The sequence below is a fragment of the Legionella feeleii genome (assembly GCF_001467625.1).
In the GTDB taxonomy this organism is placed as follows: domain Bacteria; phylum Pseudomonadota; class Gammaproteobacteria; order Legionellales; family Legionellaceae; genus Tatlockia; species Tatlockia feeleii.
Window position 1 is genome coordinate 1 of the sequence record NZ_LNYB01000005.1, and the last position, 2,742, is coordinate 2,742.

The window sequence follows — 2,742 nt, forward strand, 5'->3', positions numbered from 1 at the left end:
CCCATGACAGCCCCCGCGGCGATTACTACTGGTATTGGCATTTTATGCTCCGTTTGTGATTAAAAATGAATAAGCAACAGACGGATGCCCGAAAGAATTGGATGTTTCAGTTTGATTGGAATGAGTTAACCAAAGAAGGTCGGTTAAGGTACGCATGAACAAACTCCGTCTTAGCAAATAGGTTACTTTGCCCTCAACGTCCCTGTTCCTGGCTGCTTTTGTAATCGATGGTTTATCCTGAAAGATAAACTTAAATCTCTGTAATGGGCGCCATCTTAGCACCGCCAATCAGCCTGTCAATCAACGGGTTAAAATAAATTTGAGCGGCACGGCAAAATAAAAGCAGGGTGGTTAAGTGTTATCTAATTTGTTGATTAAATGAGGATTGTTGCTATAATCGGCGCGCAGGTAGGCCACGTTTCTTAATATGGTTTCTTCTCCAAGAGCAATGAAGTGGTGTGTTTACCTGCGCCCTGGAGAAAGACCCAATGGGTTGGGTTAGTTGATAGTTCATCCACCGCCTGTCACTAAGAGAAATGCGCGGCGTTTTGCAAGAAATGCCTTTTGATTTCGTGCAAAAATCAATCAGTATCAATGGCAACTGTCTGTTGAGAGGCCATGACACGCCGTTTAAGGTCAAGTCCTGGCTTAAAATGCACTTTGTATTTAGAACTGACCACCGTTTTTTCACCGGTTTTCGGATTATGAGCAGCTCGCGCTGGTTTGTGATGAACTGCAAAAGTACCAAACCCTCTGATTTCAATACGCTGACCCTTTTCCAGCGCTTGGGTCATAGTGGCAAGTATCCGATTAATACCATCTTCCACTGACTTTTCCGAGAGGTGGTTCATCTTTGCAGCAATGAGTTGAATCAATTCAGATTTAATCGAAAATTGCAGTCACTCGTGGCGCTAGAGTTGAAACGGACCCGCTTCAAACCAGAACATGCCGGAAAAATGAATTTTTATTTAAATTTACTGGATGAGTTTGTGAAAGAGCCCCACGAGAATCCCTCTATTGGCATTATTTTATGCGGCGATCATAGTCGATTTGATGTGGAATACGCATTGAGAGGAATGGATAAACCCATTGGCGTTGCCGGATACCAGTTAACAAAAGATGTGCCGGAAAAACTAAAAGATGCTTTACCTGATGTTGCTCAATTAGAAGAAAAAATTCAATTTGAATTAGGTGTAAATGAAACGAACATAGATAACAATGAGCAAAAATGATGGATAACAACGAACCAGATGCATAAAAAATAATTGAGTCGCTTTGATTAAGCAAAGCGGCGTAAGATTCATGACATTAAAACATCATAAAGAAACATGGATTTTAACATGAGTTATTGAGCATCAATGTCATTGGATCTAGTGATAAGATTTCTACCATGTAAACGAACGTTTTTCTCGCGGGAGGGGCATGGTGATAAAATCATTATTGTGAGCCCAAGTGCAAATAATGTGAGCCAGGAAATTTATAAAGTCATTTAATGTGGGCCGAGATTTTCGGATAGAGTCAATTAATGTGAGCCCATTTTTTGCGATAAGTGCGAGCCCATGCGTTTATGAAAGCGAGCCCTTACAACTAATTAATAGCATAAATAAGCAACTTCCCTTAGAATTGAGAAAATTAATTAAAGGATTCCTCAAGATTTTTAATAATTATTAAAAATGCAAACCATTTATTTCAGCAACGTCATTATCCAGAATAGGTTTGAGGGCCCGTCATGTATGCATCCAGCGCTGGGTCCATGCATGACGGGGCCATCCCACCCAGTGAGTTGGCAAAGAGTAATTATCAGCTCAGTATTCGAATTGGAAAATTTGAAACTAAATGGGAGGTTCATTACATTAAAACCCTGCCGTCTATATTGAGGCCAGTGTATGATCAGATAATATTAGTTATCGTGCTAAAAGATAGAGTAATCTAAATTTTTGCTCTATCTCGTTCAACATGCGCCGCCAACGGCACTGAGGTAGGGATGCACAATGGCATATTGCGAAAGGACAACGTGATGAACAGAAAGACATTTTTTAGCACTCTGTTTCTTATGTCAGGTGTGTTATATGGGGGCACTTCTGATGCAATTTTAAAATATTCGCCACTTGCCGCAAATCTATTTGGATTTAGAATATCCGTAGCTTATGAACCATATTCTTTTTCCCGCGAACAGAAGGATACTTTAATATCTCCATTCAGTCCAAATGGATATGTAGATTCTCCTACAACGTCTAAACCTACATTTAAAGAGCCGTGGTCAGTCAGTGGAGAATTAAATTATGCTTTCACAACTCATTTAGAGCAATTTGTAGAGTTTACTTACAGCAAGGGATCCGGTGATGCTCGTGATATAAATTTGTTGCCGGTATTAACCCATGAAACATTCTCCGATTATCGCTCATTTGGGACTTATATGGGAGCACGCTATTATTTTGATAGATGGATTTTAGCAAATCTCATGCCCAGCCTTTTTCTAGGTGTTAAAGGTGGTGTACTTTGGTGCGAGTCGCGTCAATATAATGTGCATATCCTATCCCCAGTTAATTTTAATTTCCAAAACCTCACTTTTACACCCACATCTTTAACTCCCAGTGTAGGATTGCAAGCTGGTCTAGATATGCCATTTAGTCAAAGTGTTTCACTAAATCTATCGTATTCGTTCGGGCAAATACACCTACCTGAGAAATTTAAATTTTCTAAACTAAGCTTTCTCAAACGAGGAGCTGGAAATGAAATCAA

General features: G+C 39.9%; 3 protein-coding genes. 2 read left to right on the forward strand and 1 reads right to left on the reverse strand.

Translation table 11 applies throughout. From position 1 onward, the window contains the following. Positions 1-581 precede the first annotated feature (581 nt). Positions 582-887 (reverse strand): HU family DNA-binding protein, encoded by a 306-nt coding sequence (locus Lfee_RS00450; protein WP_330981735.1) that lies wholly within the window; start codon positions 885-887, stop codon positions 582-584. A 30-nt stretch (positions 888-917) separates the two neighbouring features. On the opposite strand from Lfee_RS00450, the gene Lfee_RS00455 reads away from it, so the two are divergent. Both Lfee_RS00455 and Lfee_RS00465 read left to right on the forward strand, forming a co-directional pair. After that, entirely contained in the window at positions 918-1,232 is a 315-nt protein-coding gene (locus Lfee_RS00455; RefSeq protein ID WP_238584837.1) for a PDDEXK nuclease domain-containing protein, read from the forward strand. A 785-nt stretch (positions 1,233-2,017) separates the two neighbouring features. Continuing rightward, positions 2,018-2,742: hypothetical protein (locus Lfee_RS00465; protein WP_156413349.1), on the forward strand; the 725-nt coding region annotated here is incomplete at its 3' end.